Annotated in this window: 12 protein-coding genes; 6 read left to right on the top strand and 6 right to left on the bottom strand. The window is 72.2% G+C overall.

Annotated elements, in window-relative coordinates; genetic code table 11:
• The first annotated feature begins 7 nt into the window (after nucleotides 1-7).
• The gene (locus AB0M56_RS14055; RefSeq protein ID WP_364175035.1) at nucleotides 8-988 is read left to right on the top strand and encodes a zinc-binding dehydrogenase; all 981 of its coding nucleotides are present in this window, start codon (nucleotides 8-10) and stop codon (nucleotides 986-988) included.
• A gap of 10 nt (nucleotides 989-998) precedes the next feature.
• Nucleotides 999-1844 carry a helix-turn-helix transcriptional regulator gene (locus tag AB0M56_RS14050; RefSeq protein WP_364175032.1) on the top strand — a complete coding sequence of 282 codons (846 nt, stop codon included), beginning with the start codon at nucleotides 999-1001 and terminating at the stop codon, nucleotides 1842-1844.
• Between the two features lie 93 nt (nucleotides 1845-1937).
• Here AB0M56_RS14050 and AB0M56_RS14045 read toward each other — a convergent pair whose 3' ends face one another.
• The 6 genes from AB0M56_RS14045 to AB0M56_RS14020 form a co-directional block, all read right to left on the bottom strand.
• The gene (locus AB0M56_RS14045) at nucleotides 1938-2360 is read right to left on the bottom strand and encodes a DUF126 domain-containing protein (RefSeq protein WP_364175028.1); all 423 of its coding nucleotides are present in this window, start codon (nucleotides 2358-2360) and stop codon (nucleotides 1938-1940) included.
• A complete protein-coding gene (locus tag AB0M56_RS14040; RefSeq protein WP_364175025.1) occupies nucleotides 2348-3613 on the bottom strand; it encodes an aconitase X catalytic domain-containing protein in 1266 nt (421 codons plus the stop codon). Before AB0M56_RS14040 ends, AB0M56_RS14045 begins: the two co-directional genes overlap by 13 nt.
• Complete coding sequence (locus AB0M56_RS14035; RefSeq protein ID WP_364175023.1) at nucleotides 3606-4985, bottom strand: FAD/NAD(P)-binding oxidoreductase; 1380 nt, start codon at nucleotides 4983-4985, stop codon at nucleotides 3606-3608. Before AB0M56_RS14035 ends, AB0M56_RS14040 begins: the two co-directional genes overlap by 8 nt.
• Entirely contained in the window at nucleotides 4969-5247 is a 279-nt protein-coding gene (locus AB0M56_RS14030; protein WP_364175020.1) for a (2Fe-2S)-binding protein, read from the bottom strand. The genes AB0M56_RS14035 and AB0M56_RS14030 overlap by 17 nt, the downstream gene beginning before the upstream one ends.
• The gene (locus AB0M56_RS14025) at nucleotides 5244-6407 is read right to left on the bottom strand and encodes an FAD-dependent oxidoreductase (RefSeq protein WP_364175017.1); all 1164 of its coding nucleotides are present in this window, start codon (nucleotides 6405-6407) and stop codon (nucleotides 5244-5246) included. The genes AB0M56_RS14030 and AB0M56_RS14025 overlap by 4 nt, the downstream gene beginning before the upstream one ends.
• A gap of 95 nt (nucleotides 6408-6502) precedes the next feature.
• The gene (locus AB0M56_RS14020; RefSeq protein WP_364175014.1) at nucleotides 6503-10558 is read right to left on the bottom strand and encodes a carboxypeptidase regulatory-like domain-containing protein; all 4056 of its coding nucleotides are present in this window, start codon (nucleotides 10556-10558) and stop codon (nucleotides 6503-6505) included.
• A gap of 265 nt (nucleotides 10559-10823) precedes the next feature.
• Here AB0M56_RS14020 and AB0M56_RS14015 point away from each other — a divergent pair, with 265 nt between their 5' ends.
• The 4 genes from AB0M56_RS14015 (at nucleotide 10824) to AB0M56_RS14000 (ending at nucleotide 18723) form a co-directional block, all read left to right on the top strand.
• A complete protein-coding gene (locus AB0M56_RS14015; protein WP_364175011.1) occupies nucleotides 10824-13154 on the top strand; it encodes a glycoside hydrolase family 2 protein in 2331 nt (776 codons plus the stop codon).
• A gap of 55 nt (nucleotides 13155-13209) precedes the next feature.
• Complete coding sequence (locus AB0M56_RS14010; RefSeq protein WP_364175008.1) at nucleotides 13210-13854, top strand: GntR family transcriptional regulator; 645 nt, start codon at nucleotides 13210-13212, stop codon at nucleotides 13852-13854.
• On the top strand, nucleotides 13851-15071 hold the full coding sequence (locus AB0M56_RS14005) for an MFS transporter (RefSeq protein ID WP_364175005.1): 1221 nt from the start codon (nucleotides 13851-13853) through the stop codon (nucleotides 15069-15071). Before AB0M56_RS14010 ends, AB0M56_RS14005 begins: the two co-directional genes overlap by 4 nt.
• A gap of 217 nt (nucleotides 15072-15288) precedes the next feature.
• Nucleotides 15289-18723 carry a S8 family serine peptidase gene (locus AB0M56_RS14000; protein WP_364175003.1) on the top strand — a complete coding sequence of 1145 codons (3435 nt, stop codon included), beginning with the start codon at nucleotides 15289-15291 and terminating at the stop codon, nucleotides 18721-18723.
• Nucleotides 18724-18764 lie beyond the last annotated feature (41 nt).

Raw genomic sequence — 18764 nt, 5'->3', positions numbered from 1 at the left:
CGCACCCATGAAGGCCATGTTCATCACCGCGTACGGCGACCCCGGCGTCCTCGAGCCGGCCGAGGTCCCCGAGCCCGTCCCAGGGCCGGGTGAACTCAGTGTCACCGTGTCCCACTCGGCCGTCGGGCTGGTCGATGCGATCATCCGCCGCGGCGAACTGGCCGACTACGACTACGCGCCACGACCGCCGGTGGTGCCCGGGCTGGAGGTGGCGGGCACCGTGCGCGCCGTGGGCCCGGGCGTCGACCGGTTCGCCGTCGGCGACGAGGTGGCGACGCTGACCCTGCCGCGGATGGGCGGATACGCGGAGGTCACCGTCGCGCCCGCCGACCTGGTGGTGCCGCTGGCGGGCACGGGTGTGAGCCGCGAACAGGCCGTCGCAGGGTTCGCGAACACGGTCACGGCGTACCTGTCCCTCACCGAGGCGGTGCGCCCGCCGGTCGGCGGCAAGGTGCTGGTGCACGGCGCCCTCGGCGCACTGTCGTCGGTCTACCCCGAGGTGGCGCGGCTGCTCGGGGCGAACGATGTGGTCGGCACCGTGCGCCGGGCCGAGCACGTCGACGCGGCGCTCGCGCTCGGGTTCGACCGGGTGGTCCTCTCCGGTGAGTTCACCGAGGCGCTGGGAGACGAGCGGTTCACCGTGATCGTCGATCCGGTGGGCGGCGACCTGCGGCGGGCCTCGATCGGCGTGCTCGCTCCGATGGGCCGGCTGCTCGCGGTCGGCAACGCGGGCGGCGAGCACGGCGCAGCGCTCGACTCGAACGCGGTGTGGGGCGGCAACATCGGCGTCGTCGGGTTCAACGTGGGCGGCTACCTGGCCGCCGACACCTCACCGGCCGTGCCTGCGGTGCGGACGGTGCTGCCGCTGTTCACCGACGGGAAGATCAGCCTGCCAGTGACGACGCTGCCGTTCGCCGAGGCCCGCGAAGCGCACCGGCGGATCGACGCCCGGGAGGTGAGCGGGCGGCTGGTTCTCGCTTCGCTCTAGGCTCGGGCGCATGGAGCGGGACGACGAGCTGAGCGAGTTCCTGCGCTCGCGCCGCGCCCGGGTCACCCCGGCCGAGGCCGGGCTGGGTCCGGGTGCCGGCGTTCGCCGCGTCCCCGGCCTGCGGCGCGAGGAGGTCGCGAGGCTGGCCGGGGTGAACGTGGACTACTACGTGCGGCTGGAGCGCGGCCGCCGGATCAACCCGTCCGATTCGGTGCTCGACGCGGTGGCCCGCGCGCTGCGGCTGAACGCCACGGAGCGGGCGCACCTGTTCGCGCTGGTGCGCCCCGGGAGCACCCGCCCGGCGCGGCGCTCGGTTCCGCCTCAGCGGGTGCGGCCGTCGGTGCACCGGATCCTCGATGCCCACGAGCCGCTCCCGGCGATGGTCCTCGGCCGCCGGATGGACGTGCTCGCCGCGAACCGGCCGGCCCGCGCGCTGTACACGGACTGGGAAGCCCTGCCCGGACCGTCACGCAACATGGTGCGGTTCCTCTTCACCGACCCGGCGGCGCGCAGCGTGCTGGTGGACTGGGCGGGCAGCGCGACCGAGGCGGTCGCGCACCTGCACCTCTACCAGGGCCGCCACCCCGCCGACCCGCTGCTGGCGGGCCTGGTCAGCGACCTGTCGGCCGCGAGCGAGGACTTCCGCGGCCTCTGGGCCGACCACGACGTGCACCAGCACACCTACGGAGCGAAGAGCTTCAACCATCCGGTGGCGGGCCGGTTCACCCTGGCCTACGAGCTGCTCGGCGTGCTGGACGACGCGGACCAGTTCCTCACGCTCTACACAGCGGACCCGGGCTCGGCGTCGGAAGCGGCGCTTCGTCACCTCCGCACGGCGTCCATCGCGGATGCCTGAACCGGAGCGGACGGTGATCGCCCTCGGGAACAGCGCTGCGATCGCCCGGGCGCAAGCCGCGTCCACCCTCGGTGAACGCGTTCGGCCCAGCTGTCAGCCGAGCCGGATCGTCGCGGTTTCCGGGCCAGCGCTGACTTCCACCGCACCACGGCAGGCCGCGAGCCGCGCGTAGTCGGGCCGGGTGAGAACCACGATCGGCAACCGCAGGTCGTACAGCTCGGCGGCGACCCAGGCGCCGAGCATGAGGATGGCGTCGGGTTCGGTGAGGACGAGGGCGGCGGGCGCGGTGCCGCTGCGGATCTGCTCGGCCAGGACCGACGACGAAGAGCTGGAGCCACGTGCCCGCGGCAGCACGAGGACGCGGCCGGTGAGGGTGGCGCCGCGCTGGGGGTGGTGTTCGTCGACGATCCGGCCGGCCAGGTCGGTGCCGCCCCAGAACGACAGCGGGGCGTCGAGCACGAGCGGCTTGCCGGTGGCTTCGCCAGGGAACACGGTGCGTCCGGTCAGCTCGCCCACAGCGCCTCGTCCCGCACGATCCGGCCGGCCCGCGCCGACGCGACGCATTCGGCGAGCGAGCCGAGGGCCACGTCCACGCCGATGTTGCCGGGCGCGTACCAGGCCCATTTGCCGGAGTTCGTCATCGCCGTGCGCAGGCCGGCGTCGAGGATCGGCGTGATGTAGGTGCAGGTGTCGACGACGATCCGCGCCCCGGCGGAGCGCACGGTTTCCGCGTAACCGAGCCGATCGGCCTCCGCGAGCACGGCGCGGCTCGTGGTCACGTAGGCGCGCACGTCGTGGTGGAACGGCCCGCCGTCGGCGAGCAGAGCGGCCAGGCGCTCGAACTCCGTGAGCGAGAAGTGCGGCGTGCCCAGGCACAACGCGTCGAGGTCCGTGCCGTGGGCCGTGGTCAGCTCGTCGCGGATGGCACGCACCTGGTCCGCGTCCACCCCGTGCGTCACGAGGTCCGGCGACGCGACGGACGCGAGCTCCGGCGCCTCCGGCGTCACACCCACGACGTGGAACAGCCCCACTCCCCCACTCGACGCGGCGGCGGCGCCGAACGCCTTCAGCTGGTCCTCCGTCACGGTCGCGGGCACGCCGGTCAGCACCGGCACCCCACTGCCCGCGAGGCGACCCGCGAGGTGGCCGAGCACGCCCCACGCCGCGTCCTCGTCGAGCAGCCGCCGGGAAAGGCCCGCGCAGTCGAGCCGGATCGTCGCGCGACGGTCGGCGTCGCGATGCAGGCCCGCGTCGGGCACACGGCCGGTGATGGCGGCGCCGATGTCGAGGAAATCGCCGTAGCGGTCGGTGCGGGCGCCGAGCACGGAGTTGGCGAACACGATCGCGTTGGACTCCGCCCACGCCACGTGCGTGCCGAACGCCGGGCGGTGCGTGAGCTGGTACGGGGCGCAGGTCCACGTCGGCTCGCAGCCCAGCGCGGTGTAACCCGCCATCAGGCGGCGCGCGTTGGCGGTCGTTTCGGCATCGGCGTGCACGAGGTCGGGGTGGCGCAGGTCGAGGGAGCCGACGTTGAGCGTGGTCGGCACGGCGACGCGGCCGCCGAGCTCTCCGAGCCGTTCGACGAAGTCCAGGCCGGCCTGGCCGTGGTAGAGGCAGCCGTCGACGTGGGCGGACTCGACCGCCAGCAGCCGCGCGGCGCCCCGGACCTGCGCGAGCGCGATGACCATGCGCAGGCACAGTTTCACCGCCTCGCCGTGCTCACCGGCGAGCATCGCGTTGTCCTCTTCGGACAGTTCGAGGTCAGCCACGCGCGAGGTCCCCGAGCGTCACGGGCTGCGCGATCGGCCGCGCCGCGATCCCGGCGAGGTCGGCGGCCGTCGGTTCACGGCCGCATTCGGCAGCGACGAGGCAGGCCGTGGCGTAGCCGCAGACGCGGCCCTGGCACAGGCCCATTCCCGGCCGGGCGAGCAGCTTCACCGTCCGCGCGTCCGTGGCGCCCAAGTCCTTGACCGCACTTCGAACAGTGCCGGCGGACACCTCTTCGCACCGGCAGGCCTGCGTCTCGGAGTCGAGCCACGTCTGCCACCCGGGCCGCACGGGGTGGGCCGCGTGCATCGCGTTCGCGAAGGCGCGCAACGACTTGCGCTGCCGCAGCAAGCGCGCGACGGTGTCCCGGTTCGGCTCGGCCCCGACCGTGGTGAGTGCCGCGTGCAGGCCGGCCAGCTCGCCCTCCACCAGCGCAAGCGCGGAGCCGCCGACGCCGCAGACCTCGCCGGCGAGGTAGACACCGGGCGTGGTGGCGCGCTGCTGGTCGTCGGCGACGGCAACGAGACTGCCGTCCGCGCCGAGGCGGGTTTCGCAGCCCAGCTGCAGCGGGAGCTCCAGCTGGGGCGTGAAGCCGTAGCCGACGGCGACGGTGTCGCACCCGACCGTCCGCTCACTGCCCGCCACGATCCGCCACTGCCGATCGAGCGACGCGACCGTGACGCTCTCGACCCCGTCCGTGCCCCGCGCGGCGACGACCGCGGTGCGCGTGCGGTACGGAACTCGTTGGCGCAGCAACGTTTTCAGGTACCCGGCGCCTTCGGCGAGCTTGCCGGCGTTGGCCAGCACGGCCAGCGGCGAGCGCGCGAACCCGGCGGGCGAACCGGCCTCGAACACCCCCGCCACCTCGGCGCCGGCCTCGACCAGCCCGGCGGCGACGGGCAGCAGGAACGGACCCGTCCCCGCCACCACGACCCGGCTCCCCGCGCGCACGCCGTGGCCCTTGAGCAGCGCCTGCACGCCACCGGCGGTGTAGACGCCCGGCAGCGTCCAGCCGGGAAACGGCACCTGCCGGTCGTACGCGCCCGTCGCCACGATCACCGTGCGGCAGGAAATCTCGCCGCGGTCGGTGTGCACGGTGAAGCCGCCGTCCGTGCGCTCGACGTGCCAGATCGCGTGCCGCGCTCGAACGTCCACTCGGGACAGTCCCGCGCGCAGCCGCACGAGCGTCGGCCAGTCGTGGTGGCCCACGCCGTCGTCGCCTTCGCGGTGGCGCCAGAACTGCCCGCCCACGCGCGCGCCGGCGTCGACCAGCGTCACTCGCGCGCCGGCCGACGCGGCCGTCACCGCGGCGGCGAGCCCGGCCGGGCCGGCCCCGAGGACCGCGATTTCCGCCGCTTCAGCGGGAAAGCTCACCACGGCCCGCTCCTTCCTGCGGTTCGACGACGTCGCCCGGCAGCACCTCGGTCAGGCACGCGCGCCGCCCCGGCTTGCCGTTCACCACGACCAGACAGTCGAAACACACGCCGATCCCGCAGAACACCCCGCGGGGCGCGCCTTCGCGGCGCGTCGTCCGCCAGGACCGGTGGCCGGCGGCGATCAACGCGGCGCCCACGCTCTGCCCGGCTTCCGCGACGATCTCCTGGCCCCGGAAGGAAAACTTCACGCGCTCGCTCACGCGACCTCCTCGAACCGGTCGGCCCGGAACGGCGTCAAGTCCAGCTCCGGCTTCGCACCCGTGGCCACCTGCGCGATCAGGTGTCCCGTCGCCGCGGCCAAACCGATGCCCGCCCCTTCGTGACCGCACGCGTGCACCAATCCAGGCAAGCGCGGGTCCTCGCCGATCACCGGGAGGTGGTCCGGGCAGTAGGGCCGGAAGCCGAGGTAGCTACGCAGCAGGGAAACGTCGGCGAGGAACGGGAAAACACCGATCGCCTGGGCCGCCAGCCTGCGCACCACGGGCAGCGAGAACCGCCGGTCGAAGCCGACGCGTTCACGGCTCGCGCCGATGAGCACCGTGCCGGCCTGCGTGCCCTCGACGACCACCGACGTTTCCAGTCCGGCGTCGCCACTCGAGACGTTGGCGACGTAGTCGGCCGTGTAGACCTTGTGCCGGATCACGCGCGGCAGCGGTTCGGTGACCAGCACGAAACCGCGCCGCGGCAGCACCGGGATCGGGGCGCCCGCGAGCTTCGAGACGTCTCCGCCCCACGTGCCCGCGGCGTTCACCACCCACGGCGCGGAGAACTCGCCCGCGGACGTGCGCACCCCGCCGACCGAACCGTCGGCCCGCCGCCGGAACGACCGCACCTCGACGCCCGTGTGCAACTCGGCCCCGAGCCGGCCCGCCTGCCGCAGCAGCGCAGCGGCCGCGAGCATCGGCTGCACCTGCTTGTCCTGCGGGTAATACGCGCCGGAAGCGACGTCCGGCGTCAGGTTCGGCTCCAGCTCGGCGACCTCGGCCGGTGTCAGATCTTCGACCGAAACGCCGCGCGCGCGTTGCTCGGCCGCCAGCTCCGCCAAGCCCCGGGCGGCGTCCGCGGACTGCGCCACGACCACGCCACCCTTGTGTTCCAGCTCCAGGGAAGCGGGCCCGAACTCCTCGCCCAGCCGGGCCCACAGCCGGATCGACAGCAGCGCCAGGTCGAGCTCCGGCCCGAGTTCCTTGTCCGACACGAGGATGTTGCCCTCGCCACCGCTGGTCGTCCCGCCGGCGACGCCGCCGCGGTCGAGCACCGCGACGCGCAGGCCCGCGGCCGCGCAGTAGTAAGCGCACGCCGCCCCGACCACTCCGGCGCCCACGACGACCACGTCGGGGGACCTTCCCGTCGCCACCATGGCCAGTAGTATGTCACATTGCACAACATCGGGACGTGCGGTTCCCCACACCCCGGCGGCGGGACCGGCCGTCACCCCGGCCCCGCCGCCGAAGCTCAGCAGCCGGCCGGCTTGAGGACGAAGTCCGCGGTCACCGCCTGCCCCTTGACCAGTTTGACGCTGCGCGTCTGTGGCTGCCAGCCGTCGCGGGCCGCGATGAGCGTGAGCGGGTTGTTCCGGCGGTCGAGCCACAGCGTGTAGTGGCCCGCGGCGTCGGTCTTGAGCGTGTAGCTCGCCGCCCAGCTGTCGACCTGCACGGTCACCGCGGCCAGCGGACCCGCCGTCGCGCCGCAGCGCGCGCCGGTGACGGTGCCGGTCAGCTTGCTCCACGTGGCCGGCGGCTGCACCGTGAACGACACGGGGATCGCGGCCACCGCCTTCGGGACCTGCGCCCCGACGACCAGCTGCGCCGTGTACGTGCCCGGTTGCGTGATCGCCGCGACGCTCGCGTCGAGCGTCACCGTGAACGTCGCCGTCTTGCCCGGCGCGATCGTGGTCACCGACGGCGTGGTCGACAGCCACGGGATCGACACGTACTCCCCGCATTCGCCGTAGCCCGGCAGCAGCAGGTCGTGACTGGTCGGGTTGAAGCTCGCGTTCGCCGAGCCGCCGATGCGGTAGAAGCCGCAGGTGCTGCCGCCGCGGAACAGCGTCTCGTTCGAGTTCGGCAGCGCCGACCACTGGTTGGACGCCGGGTCGTACGCGTAGCCGGCGTTGGTGAGCTCACCGTCGGCGATGCCGCCCGAGAGCAGCAATTGTCCATTCGCGACGGTCGAGGCCGAGCCCCACATCTGCACCGGCAGGTCGGCGACGCGCGACCACGCGCCCTTCTCGACGTCGAGCTTGTACGCGGTCTTCAGGTTGTCCAGGCCGCTGACGCCGCCGGCGCAGTAGATCGAACCGGCGATGGTGCCGCAGTTGGTCCAGCCGATCGGCGCGGGCAGCGCCGGGCCGGCCGACCACTTGTCCACGGCCGGGTCGTAGACCTGCACCCGCGTGACACCGCAGTTGCCGCCGTCGCAGCCGCCGACCACGTAGATCCGCCCGCCGGCCACGGCGACGCCCATCGCGGAGGTGGCCGTGGGCATCGGTGCACCCGCGGTCCACGTGTCGGTGACGGTGTCGTAGATGTCGGTGTTCGTCACCGGGATGCTGCCGTCGGCCCAGCCGCCGGTCACGTAGATCTTCGTGCCGACCGCCACCACCGCGGGGGTTTCCCGCGGAGTCGCGAGCTCGGCGATCGGCGTCCACGCGAGCGTGCCCGGGTCGTAGACGAAGTTCTTGGTCGTCAGCTCGGCGCCGTTGAGGCCCGTGAAGGAGTAGACCTTCCCGTTCACAGTCGCGACGCCGTTGTCCATGATCTTCGTCGGATAGTCGGCCACGGTCTGCCACGCGTCACCGGCCGCCAGCGTCTCGGCGGGGGCGGCCTGCTTCACGTGCCCCAGCAACGGTCCTGTGCTGAAGTCGCCCTTGATCCGCTGCAGCGGCGCCGAGTGCGCCACGGCCGGGGTGAACGCGCCGGACGACGGATTCAGCCGCACGTCCACGGGTGCCGTGCCGGTGTTGCGCACCTTGACGTTCGCAGTTGTCTTCCCTTGCCACGCCACCGTTTTGTTCACGGCCGCGCTGGTCACCTCGAGCCGGCCGGCGTCGAGCAGGAAGTCGGCCGGGGTCACGGCGTCGGGCGCCACCACGGTCTTCTGCGTGCCCGGCACGAAGTTCGTGGCCGACGCGGTGACCGGGTGGCTGCCGGTGACGCTGGAGAAGAACCAGTACGAGCCGTCGGACTGCGTCGTCGCGCCCTCGCCGGGCCGGTCGACGCTGTCCACCGAGGCCCCACCGAGCGCGGCGCCGGTCACGTGGTCGTGCACCGAGCCGGTGACGAGCCCGCCGGGCACGACGTCGCACGCGTGGTCACCGATGAGGACGTCGTCGACCTGCCACCAGAAGCCGAACAGCTGGTCGCGGTAGTTGAAGCGCACCTGCACGGTCTTCTTGCCCGCCGCACCCGGCAGCGGCACGACCTGCGTCGACGGCCCGGACACGGTGTCGCTGCCGTGCTGCCAAACGGTGGTCCAGGTGGCGCCGCCGTCGGTCGTGAAGTCCACGGCGCCCTGCTGGCCCTGCGTGCCCTGGTAGTCGCTCGCGAACCGCACGGTCGGGTTGGCCGTGCCGCTCAGGTCGACGACGGGGCTGACCAGCGACGTGTCCTGGTCGCCGCCGATCGAGTTGCTGTCCACGGTGGCGAACGCGCCGGTGCCGCCGGTGTAGTTGTCGCGGCCGCCCGGGTTGTCGAACGCCCACGTGGCCGCGCCGTCACCGAGGTTGTTCACCACCTGCCACGTCGAGGGCGCCTCGAAGTCCTGCGTGTCGCCGGTGAAGCGGTTGGCGTAGCCGGGCGCGCCGCAGGTCACGGGGTCGACGGTCACGACGGCGTCGTGCGTGGCGGCGGTGTCGCCGACCGGCACGGACGCGGAGCGGGGCAGGTATCCGGGGTAGTCCGGGTCGACCTGCACGGAGTAGGTCGCGTCCTCGGGCACGGTCATCGAGTACCGCCCGGTGAGCGGATCCGTCTGCACGGCCGTGGTCGGCTGCCCGGCGACCTGGACATGCGCGGCCACCGGCCAGCCGTGGCCACTGCCGTCGCGCACGGTCCCGCTCAGCTGCACGGAAGGCACGGACGCCAGCGTGAAGTTCGCGGTCGCGGTCTTGCCGGCCTCGACGGTCACGTCGTCGACAGTGGTGTCGCGGTAGGAGAACTTGCCCGCGGTCACGGCGTAGGTGCCCACGGGCACGCCCAGCGTGTAGTGGCCCTCGGCGTCCACCGTCGTGGCGAGGTCACCGGCCTTCACCTGCGCACCGGCCAGCGGCGCGCCGGCGGCGTCGCGGACCGTGCCGGAGACGAGGCCGGTCGCGCCGGGCGTGAAGGCCGAGATGCCGCGCGGCGTACCCAGGCCCGTGGGTCCGTCGAAGCCGGCGCCGGCGGTGCAGAGGTACGCCGGGGCGCACGTGCCGTTGGCGCCTTCGGTGACGTCGTTGAAGGTCGCGCCGGAGCGGTAGGGCAGCGCGTTCGGGTAAGTGCCCGCCGCGGGAGTGCCGGCCAGCGCGTAGGCCGCCGCGACGATCGGCGACGACGCGCTCGTGCCACCCGCGAGACCCCACGCGCCGTGCACGAAGACCGCGACACCGGTGGCGAGGTCCGCGACCGCCGAGACGTCGGCGATGGTCCGGTTGGCACAGCCGGAATCCGTCTGCGCCGGGGGCTTCGGCTCGTACGCGGAACAGCCGCTGCCGGTGCCGGACCACACCGTCTCGCGCCAGCCGCGGGCGTTCGCGTCGCGGTAGAGCGAGGTGCCGCCGACCGACGTCACGTGCGGCGAGGCTGCGGGGAACTGCGGCCCGTAGCCGTAATCGCCCGAGCTCGCGGTGACCACGACGCCGGGGTGGTCGTAGTAGGCCTCGTCCAGGTCGAGCTCGGCCGGGTCCTCGTCGGCGCCGTAGCTGTTGGACACGAACTTCGCGCCCATGGCGACGGCCTGGTTCACCGCGGCGCCCATGTTCGGCACCAGCGAGTCGTCGGCCTCGACGAGCAGGATGTGGCAGCGCGGGCAGACGGCCGAGACCATGTCGAGGTCGAGCATCGTCTCCTGCTGCCAGCCCGTGTTCCCGGCCGGGAAGTCCTGGCCGCCGCGCTGGTCCACGCGCGTGAAGCAGCCGTTCGCGACCGTGCACGGGGGCAGGCCGAACTGCGCGCGGTACACGCCCATCTCGGCTTCCGCGTCGGGGGTGTCGTAGGCGTCGACGATCGCGACCGTCATCCCGTCGCCGCCCGTGGCCGTCGGGAGCTCGTACGCGCCGGCGAGGTCCGCCGGGCCGTAGCCCTGCGGCGCCGCGGCGCGCTGCATCCCGTGCGCGTCGCCGCGGAACAGCGCGAAGCACGTGACCTCACCGGGTTTCGGCTGCTCCGGGCACGCCTTGCGCCCGACGACCGGCGCCACCGGGGCTACAGCGGCGGCCGGCGCGGCCTGGGCGAGCGCGGGCACCACGGTGAACGCGACCACCGCCAGGAGGAACGTGAGGAGGATCTTCAGTGCCGCTTTGGCGAACGACATGCGCGTCCCTTTCGCTGACGAATCGCGGTCGGCTGCTCACCCGACGTCGCGGATTCTGTCAGCGCTCCCGGCGTGAACGATCACGTCCGAACGGACAGAAGCCCAGACAGGATCAGGGTTTTCCCGGTGTCCGGAACGTCCGCGCGGCGAAGAGAGCAATGGTTCAGACCATAAGGAGCAGCGCGTTCGCGGTCCCTCGTGGCGGTGGACAACGACGAGACAAGGCATGATCGCGCGGACAGGCCCGGAGAGAGGACGGCGAGGCATGGGGATGGACCTGACGCGGTGGACGGTGCGGGCGACCGGCGACCTGGGCGAGGTGCCCGCCGAGCTCGTGGAGACGCTGCGGGCCGGGCTGCCGGCGACCGTGCCCGGCTCGGTGCACACCGACCTGCTCGCCGCCGGCCTGATCCCCGACCCGTACCTCGACCGCAACGAGGACCTCGTGCAGTGGATCGGGCTCACGGACTGGCGCTACGAGACCGGGTTCGACCGTCCGGACGCCCCTGGCGCGGCCGCGCTCGCGTTCGACGGCCTCGACACCGTCGCCAAGATCGAGCTCAACGGCCGCGTGCTCGGCGAGACCGAGAACATGCACCGCTCCTACCGCTTCCCGGCCGGTGAGCTGCGGCCCGAGGGCAACGAGCTGTCGGTCACCTTCGCCTCCGCCGTGCGCTACGCCCGTGCGCGGGCCGAGGCCCACCCGCTGCCGCGCACCAACGACGGCGAGCCGTCGAACTTCATCCGCAAGATGGCCTGCAACTTCGGCTGGGACTGGGGCCCGTCGCTCGTCACCGCCGGCCTCTGGCGCCCGGCGCGCCTTGAGGTCACCACGGGCCGGCTCGCGTCCGTCCGGCCAGTGATCACGGTCGACGGCACCGACGGTGTGGTCACGGTCCACACCGAGGTCGAGGGCGAAGGCACCGTGCGCATCCGCGTGGCCGGCGTCGAGGCGGCCGGCGACACCGCGCGCGTGCCGTCGCCTGAACTGTGGTGGCCGCACACACTCGGCGAGCAGCCGCTGTACCCGCTGGAGGTGACGCTCGAGGCCGCCGACGGAACCGTGCTCGACACCTGGACCCGCGAGATCGGCTTCCGCACGGTCGCGCTCGACACCACCGACGGCGCGTTCACCCTGTCGGTCAACGGCACGCCGCTGTTCGTCCGCGGCGCCAACTGGATCCCCGACGACTGCTTCCCCCACCGCGTCGACGCGCAGCGCTACGCCCGCCGCATCGAGCAGGCGAAGGACGTGAACATCGACCTGCTGCGCGTGTGGGGCGGCGGGATCTTCGAAAGCGACGAGTTCTACGCCGAGTGCGACCGCGAAGGCGTGCTCGTGTGGCAGGACTTCCTGTTCGCCTGCATGCCGTACCCCGAGGACGTGCTGGCCGACGAGGTCGAGGCCGAGGCGCGTGAGAACGTGGCCCGCCTCGCGCCGCACCCGTCGCTGGCGCTGTGGTGCGGCAACAACGAAAACTACCTCGGCTGGTTCCACTGGGACTGGCAGGAGCGCCTGGCCGGCCAGCCGTGGGGCGCGACGTTCTACGAGAAGCTGCTGCCGGCGGTCGTCGGCGAGCTGGACCCGACGCGGCCGTACGTGCCGGGCAGCCCGTGGGCGCTCTCGCCGGAGCGCGACGCGCTGGACCCCGACTACGGCTGCCAGCACGTGTGGGACATGTGGAACGAGCGCGACTACCTCGGCTACCGCGACACCGTGCCGCGGTTCGTGTCCGAGTTCGGCTGGCAGGCTCCGCCGACGTACGCCACGCTCACCGAGGCCGTGCACGACGAGCCACTGGCTGCCGACTCCCCCGGCGTGCTGCACCACCAGAAAGCCTTCGACGGCAACGGAAAGCTCGCGCGCGGCCTCGAGCCGCACTTCGCCGAGCCGACGAGTTTCGACGACTGGCACTTCCTCAACCAGGTCAACCAGGCCCGCGCGATCCGGCTGGCCGTGGAGCACTACCGCTCGCACGCGCCGCGCTGCATGGGCGCGATCGTGTGGCAGCTCAACGACTGCTGGCCCGTCACGTCGTGGGCCGCGGTCGACGGCGCGGGCCGGCCGAAGCCGCTGTGGTACGCGCTGCGCGAGGTCTACGCCGACGAACTGCTCACGATCCAGCCGCGCCCCGGAGGCCTCACGGTCTTCGCGCTCGGCTTCGCCCCGGAGACGGTCGACGTGCGGCGGATGTCCGTGACCGGCGAGGAGCTGGCGTCGGCCGCGGTCGCGCCCGGCATCGCGCCGCGCCCCGAGTTCGCGGCCGGCGACCCGACGCGCGAGTTCCTCGTGGCCGACGCCGGCGACGAGCGCGCGTTCTGGTTCTTCGCCGAGGACAAGGACATCGCCTACCCCCAGGCCGAGTTCACGCAGTCCGTCACCGGCTTCGACGGCGGCTACGAGGTCACCGTCATCGCCGACACGCTCATGCGCGACGTCTGCCTGTTCCCCGACCGCCTCGCCGCCGACGCGAGCGTGGACTTCGCCCTCGTGACGCTGCTACCCGGCGAGTCGGCGACGTTCACCGTCGAGACCGAGGCGACGCTCCAGCCGGGTGCGCTGACGTCGGCTCCCGTGCTGCGCTGGATCGAGTGAGCCGCAGGTCACATGGCCTTAGATACAAGCTTGGACGCATGCTAGCTTCGCAGGCGTGACACCTGCCAAGTACACCGCGCCCGGCGCTGCCGACCGCGCGTACCGGCTCACGAAGGAGCTCGTCCTCACGGGCGAGCTCCCCGGTGGGCACCTGTTCAGCGAAGGGGAGATCGCCGAGCGGCTCGGGGTGAGCCGCACGCCCGTGCGCGAGGCGTTCCTGCGCCTGCAGGTCGAGGGGTTCCTCAACCTCATCCCGAAGCGCGGTGCCGTGGTGGTGCCCGTGCCGCCGGGCGAGGCCGAGGACGTGCTCGACGCGCGGGAGGCCGTGGAGGGCGCGGCCGTGCGCCGCCTCGTGCGCCGGCCCGACCTCATCCCCGACGCGCTGGAGCAGCTGCGCGGGGTGCTGGACACCCAGCGCGGTCATGCGGACTCCGGTGACCTGCACGGGTTCGCCGAAGCCGACGAGCTGTTCCACCGCACCATCGTCGCGGCCGGCGGCAACGCGTTGCTGCTCGACTTCTACGCCACGCTCGCCGACCGGCAGCGCCGGATGAACGTGCACGCCCTGCGCCCGATCCCGGATGTGCTGCCGGTGGTGCTGCGTGAACACGAGGACCTGCTCGGCATCATCGAGCGCGCCGACGGCGACGCGTTCGGCCCCGCGCTGCGCGCACACCTGGACCTGGTGCACCGCCGATGACCGCCACCGCCGAAAGCACCCCGCTCCCCCAGGCCGCCACCGCGCGCCCGGCCTGGTTCGGCGCCGCCGCGGCGGTGTTCGTGGTCGGCTGGGGCGGCAACCAGTTCACACCGCTCCTGGTGATGTACGAGGAAGCCGGCTACTCCACCTTCACCGTCGACGCGCTGCTGGGCGCGTACGTGGTCGGGCTGGTGCCCGGCTTGCTGCTTTCGGGTGGACTGTCCAATCGCTACGGTCGCCGGCCTGTAATGCTCGCCGGCACCGTGCTGTCGCTGCTCGCGAGCGTGCTCATCGCGCTCGGCCCGGAAGGCGCCGGCTGGATCGCCGCGGGCCGGTTCCTGACCGGCGTGGCCGTGGCGGCCGCGATGGCCGTGGGCTCCACGTGGATCAAGGAGCTCGCCGACGCCGACCCGCGCGGCGCGGCCGACCTCGGCACCCGGCGAGCGGCCCTGTGCCTCACGCTCGGGCTCGGCATCGGGCCCGGCGCGGCCGGGGTGCTCGCGCAGTGGGGGCCGTGGCCGATGGTGCTGCCCTTCGCGGTCCACATCGGACTGGCACTGCTCGCCCTGCCGCTCATCCCGCGAAGCCCGGAAACGCTCGGCCTCGAAAGCCGCAAGCCGGCGCTGAGCCGGCTGCCCGTGACGACCCGGCACCCGCGGTTCCGCCGGATCATCCTGCCGATGGCCCCGTGGATCTTCGGCTCGTGCGGCGTCGCGTACGCGATCATGCCGCAACTGGTGCAGGACAAACTCGGTTCGTGGTCACTCGCCTACTCAACGCTGCTGACGGTGTGCGCGATCGGCGCGGGAGTCGGGATCCAGCCGATCGCCAAACGCGTGGACCGGACCACCAGCGCCCGCGCGGTGCTCACCGGAATGGCCGTGATGTGCACTGGTCTGGTCCTCGCCGCCGTCGCCGCGGATCTGCGTTCGCCATGGCTCGCGCTGATCACGGCCGTGGTGCTCGGGACCGCGTACGGCATCGTCGTGGTGTCCGGACTCCTGGAGCTGCAACGGCTCGCGCGACCTGAGGAAATCGCCCAGCTGACCGGGGTCTACTACGCGCTGGCCTACATCGGCTTCCTGCTGCCGTCGCTGCTCGCGGCGCTCAGCGGAGTCGCGAGCTACCCGATGTTGCTCGGCTGCCTCGCCGTGGTGGCGTTCGCGGGGACACTCACCGTTGCCCGAAACTCCCGTAGTCACCTTCCCGTGACCTGAGCGGGAATTCGCTTCACCGACAAATGGGACACCGATTCCGGGCATTCCGGAAATGGTGTCCCATTTGCGTCGATTTCTTCACCACTATTGTCGCTTGTGGATCGTCGAGGCGCGCGAAATAGTTCTCCGGCATGGGAAATCGGGCCGGCACGACTGTGCTCGATTTCGTCGGGGCCGGTAACTTTCGAACCCTTCGAGAAGGAAGTGGGAGCTGCACATGCGGCGTTCCTCGCGATCCGTTCGCGCGCTCGTAATAGCCGCGACAGGCGGTCTGGCACTGGCCGGGGTCACCCAGCTCGGCAGTCAGGCCGCCGTCGCCGCGCCCACCGCTCAGGCGAGCAGCGCACCGCAATCGGTGATCGTGGTCCTCAAGGACCAGCTGCCCGACGCGCCCGCCACCAAGGCGGCTTCGGGCACCCGGCGGGCCAAGGCGACCCAGCAGCAGGAGTCGGTGCTGGCCAAGCTGGCCGGCACGGCGCCGGCCAAGGTCAAGCACTTCGCGCTGGGCAACGCGTTCTCCGCCACGGTGACGCCGGACCAGGCGGCGCAGCTGGCGGCCGACCCGGCCGTGGCGCAGGTGCTGCCGGACAGCAAAGTCACGCTGCCCGACGCGAACCCCGCGGGCAAGAACGCGGACGCCGGCGCGCCCAAGGCCGGCGGCGGCACGGCGCAGAACCAGGACCCGAACGCGATCTGCCCGACCGACCCGGCGAAGCCGTTGCTGGAGCCCGAGGCGCTGACCTCGATCCACGCTTACAGCACCGACGGGTCCAAGGCCGCTTCGGACCTCGCCGACGGCTCAGGCGTGAAGGTCGCGTTCCTCGCGGACAACATGGACCCGAACTACGCGGACTTCATCCGTCCCGACGGTTCCCACGTCTTCTCCGACTACCAGGACTTCTCCGGCGACGGTCCCGCCACGACCGAATCCGGCGCCGAGGCCTTCGGCGACGCGTCGTCCATCGCCGCGCAGGGCGTGGTGGTGCACGACCTGTCGAAGTTCGTGAACGAGAAGCACCCGCTGCCCGCGGGCTGCAACATTGTGGTGAAGGGTGTTTCGCCGGGCGCGAGCCTGGTGGGGCTCAACGTGTTCGGCTCCACCGCCACGAACTCCGCGGTGCTGCAGGCGATCGACTACGCCGTGACCGTGGACCACGTCGACGTGATCAACGAGTCGCTGGGTCTGAACCAGTACCCGGACGCGAGCTCGCGCAACCTGTTCCAGGTGTTCAACGACGAGGCCGTGGCCGCGGGCGTCACCGTCACCGCCTCCAGCGGCGACGCGGGCATCACGTCGACCATCGGCAGCCCGGCCACCGACCCGCTGGTGATCTCCGCCGGCGCGACCACGGACAACCGGCTCTACGCGCAGACCACCTACGCGGCCTTCCCGTTCTCCAACGGGAAGTGGACGAGCGACAACATCTCCGCGCTGTCCTCATCGGGCATCACACAGAACGGGCGCACCATCGACCTGGTCGCCCCGGGTGAGGGCAACTGGGCCGACTGCGCGCCCGCGTATGCCGAATGCCGCGACTTCAAGACCGTGCCGCAGCCGACGGACCTCGAGTCCTTCGGTGGCACCAGTGAATCGGCCCCGCTGACTGCGGGTGTCGCCGCGCTGGTGATCCAGGCCTACCGCGGCACGCACCACGGTGCGTCGCCGACGCCCGCGCAGGTGAAGCAGTTCATCACCGGCACCACGCGTGACCTCGGCCTGCCCGCCGACGAGCAGGGCTCCGGTCTGCTCGACGCGCGCGCGGCCGTGGAGGCGGCACTGACCTCGCCCGGCACTTCCGGTGCCCCGGCGGGTGTCTCGTCGAACATCGCCCTGTCGGCCGACCAGCTCACGCTGGAGGGCGCGCCGGGCAGCACGCAGAAGGCCACGGTCAACGTGACCAACGTCGGCACCAAGCCGCTGACGGTCACGGCGGGCACGCGCTCGTTCGCTCCGCTTTCGGCGCAGACGCAGACCACCGCGTTCGACTCGACGAAGCTGCCGACGTTCCCGTACTACAACGGCACGGACTGGGCGTACAAGAAGGTCACCTTCTCCGTGCCGGCCGGTGCGCAGCGCCTGCTCGCGCGGATGGCGTGGCAGGGCAGCCCGAAGACCGTGAACGGCCAGTCGGTGACCCCGGTCGTGCGCGTGTCGCTGCTGGCACCCGACGGCACGTTCGTGGCCAACAGCCGCCCGCAGGGTGGCGCGGCCACGGCGAACTACGCCAACGTGGACGTCACGCGCCCGGTCGCGGGCACGTGGACCGCGGTGCTGTACTCCGCCGGTGGCCCGACCGGCTACACCGGCAACATCCAGCTCGCCACCTCCACTCAGCGGGCGATCCCGTACGGCCAGGTCTCCCCGGCCGTGCTGACGCTGAAGCCGGGCCAGACCAAGCCGGTCAAGGTCTCGCTGCAGACCCCGGCGACGGGCGGCGACGCGGACTACTCGATCACGTTCGGCAGCTCCGACGGCCACCAGACCACCGTGTCCGCCGTGCTGCGCGCGCTGGTCCCGACCAAGAACGGCAAGGGTTCCTTCGGCGGCACGATCACGGGCGGCAACGCGCGGGCGGTCTCGCCGGCGCAGACGTTCAGCTACGAGTTCGACGTGCCCAAGGGCAAGAAGGACCTCGACGTCGCGGTGAAGCTGCAGGACCCGGGCACCGTCATCGACGGGGTGCTCGTGGACCCGAACGGTGAGCTCGCGGACGTGAACAGCAACGTGTTCCTCAGCTCCGCGACCCAACTGTCGCAGGGCACCACGCTGCAGCTCACGGACGCGAACCCGCTGCCGGGCCGCTGGCACTTCGTGGTCGTGGTGCAGAACCCGGTGACGGGCAAGCAGATCGAGCAGCCGTTCACCGGCACGGTGGGCTTCGACCAGGTCGTGGTGAGCGCTCCGGCGCTGCCGAACTCGGCCTCGAAGAAGCTGGCCGCCGGCCAGGCTGTCACGGTGCCGGTGACGGTGCGCAACACGGGTGTCGAGCCGATCGCGATCGGCGTGGACGCGCGGACCAACGCGCAGCAGACCCTGCAGCCGCAGCCCATCCAGGGCTCGACCGACGTCGACCTGCCCGAGGTCGGCGCCAACGCGCCGATCTACTCGATCCCGCCGGACACGAGCAAGTTCACCGTCGCGACGTCGTCTTCGGTGCCGGCTCAGGTGGAGCTGCAGGGCTCGGCCGCGGGCATCGACGTGCTCGGTGACCTGAAGGCCGCGCAGGCCGGCAGCACCGTGTCCGTCGCGACGATCGGCGAGAAGCAGGGCTACGTCACGAAGGGCATCTGGTTCGCCAGCGTCCAGGAGATGGGCCCGTTCGGCCCGTCGGGCGCCCCGGCCGGCCACGCCTCCTACACGGCGTCGATCAAGACGGCGGGCTTCGACGCCGCGGTGACCTCGTCCACCGGCGACCCGTACGACCAGTCCGTCGACCCCAACGGCACGGGCGGCACGCCGCTGCTCGTCCAGCCGGGCCAGACGGTGACCGTCAACGTGACGATCACGCCTTCGGGCAAGCGCGGCGCGTCGGTGACCGGCCACCTCAACCTGGTGACCGTGCCGACCCTCCCGACCGGCGTGACGGGTCTGCCGCAGGTCGGCACCGGTGAAGTGATCGCGACGCTGCCGTACAGCTACAAGATCGGCTGAGTGTCGTTTCCGGACAACCGGGCCGTCAGTCCTTTTCGGAC

The sequence above is a fragment of the Amycolatopsis sp. NPDC051372 genome, from assembly GCF_040682095.1.
GTDB lineage: Bacteria > Actinomycetota > Actinomycetes > Mycobacteriales > Pseudonocardiaceae > Amycolatopsis.
Note: the sequence above shows the minus strand (reverse complement) of the source record. Positions and strands in the feature narration are given on the sequence as shown.

Coding starts and splice junctions, on each gene's coding strand:
- AB0M56_RS14005 (WP_364175005.1), top strand. CDS start 13,851: ATGACCGCCACCGCCGAAAGCACCCCGCTCCCCCAGGCCGCCACCGCG.
- AB0M56_RS14000 (WP_364175003.1), top strand. CDS start 15,289: ATGCGGCGTTCCTCGCGATCCGTTCGCGCGCTCGTAATAGCCGCGACA.
- AB0M56_RS14055 (WP_364175035.1), top strand. CDS start 8: ATGAAGGCCATGTTCATCACCGCGTACGGCGACCCCGGCGTCCTCGAG.
- AB0M56_RS14025 (WP_364175017.1), bottom strand. CDS start 6,407: ATGGTGGCGACGGGAAGGTCCCCCGACGTGGTCGTCGTGGGCGCCGGA.
- AB0M56_RS14020 (WP_364175014.1), bottom strand. CDS start 10,558: ATGTCGTTCGCCAAAGCGGCACTGAAGATCCTCCTCACGTTCCTCCTG.
- AB0M56_RS14050 (WP_364175032.1), top strand. CDS start 999: ATGGAGCGGGACGACGAGCTGAGCGAGTTCCTGCGCTCGCGCCGCGCC.
- AB0M56_RS14015 (WP_364175011.1), top strand. CDS start 10,824: ATGGGGATGGACCTGACGCGGTGGACGGTGCGGGCGACCGGCGACCTG.